This is a genomic window from Kribbella pittospori, assembly GCF_004331465.1.
GTDB lineage: Bacteria > Actinomycetota > Actinomycetes > Propionibacteriales > Kribbellaceae > Kribbella > Kribbella pittospori.
Genome location: NZ_SJKB01000070.1, coordinates 1 through 1,099, shown reverse-complemented (window position 1 = coordinate 1,099; position 1,099 = coordinate 1). Strand labels below are relative to the sequence as shown.

The following is a 1,099-nucleotide window of genomic DNA, read 5'->3' as shown; positions in this document are numbered from 1 at the left end:
GGCGGTTTCAACCAGTTGTTGCACGCAGCGCCTCGTCGAGGGCTTGGGCTGGAGTCTTCCATCCCAGGGTCTGTCGTGGGCGGGTGTTCAGCCGGTGGGCGACTTCGTCGGTGCGGGCGTGGGTGAGGTTGCGTAGGTCGGCGCCTTTGGGCCAGTACTGGCGCAGTAGTCCGTTGGTGTTCTCGTTGCTGCCTCGCTGCCAGGGCGAGTGGGGATCGGCGAAGTAGATGTCGATCCCGGCATCGATAGCGATGCTGGCGTGCTCGCTCATCTCGCTGCCGCGATCCCAGGTCAGCGAGCCGCGCAGCGCTTGGGGCAGCGAGGTGATCAGCGGCGTCAGCGCGGCCTTCAGGTCGAGCCCGGTATGCCGGTCCGGCAGCGGGGCCAGCAGCACAAACCGGCTCTTGCGTTCGACCAGGGTGATCACCGCGCCCTTGCCGACCCCACCCAGCAGCAAGTCCCCCTCCCAATGCCCGGGCACGGCCCGATCCGAGACCTCGGCCGGCCGCTGGCTGATCGGCACAATCCCGATCAGACCCCGCCGCACGACACCGGTCCGGGGCTTGCGGCTCATCCGCTTGCTGCGCAGGTGCTCGGTCAGTTCCCGACGCAACTCGCCGCGGGCCTGCACGAACAACGACTGATAGATCGTCTCGTGGCTCACCCGCATACCGTCGTCGTCGGGGAACAACACTGGCAAGCTCGCCGCGATCTGCTGCGGGGACCAGTCCTGCAACAACAGCTGCCCTACGACCAGCGCCAACGCCCCGGTCAGCTTGAACGGCTTCGGGCGACGCGCTCGCCGGTCGGAATGACGCTGAGCGCGATCCGTCCGATACCTGCGCGGTCGACCCCACACCCCACCACCCCGCGCCGGCCGCGGCGACGACGACCCGAACCGGGCAACCCCGTTACGCCCGATCTCCCTGCTGATCGTCGTCCGATGACGCCCGAGCACCTCCCCGATCTGCTCAACTGTCAACCCAGCTGCCAACGACCTCTCAATCACCTGACGCTCCCGCACGTCCAACCGCCTACCCGGCATCACTACCTCCAGTCACCACACAAAGATCATGTGCAACAACCGGTTGAGGCCAAG

Annotated in this window: 1 protein-coding gene; it reads right to left on the bottom strand. The window is 67.1% G+C overall.

The genetic code is table 11. The features are described 5' to 3' along the window. Positions 1-7: 7 nt before the first annotated feature. Positions 8-1,045 carry an IS30 family transposase gene (locus E0H73_RS45665; RefSeq protein ID WP_420323467.1) on the bottom strand — a complete coding sequence of 346 codons (1,038 nt, stop codon included), beginning with the start codon at positions 1,043-1,045 and terminating at the stop codon, positions 8-10. Positions 1,046-1,099 lie beyond the last annotated feature (54 nt).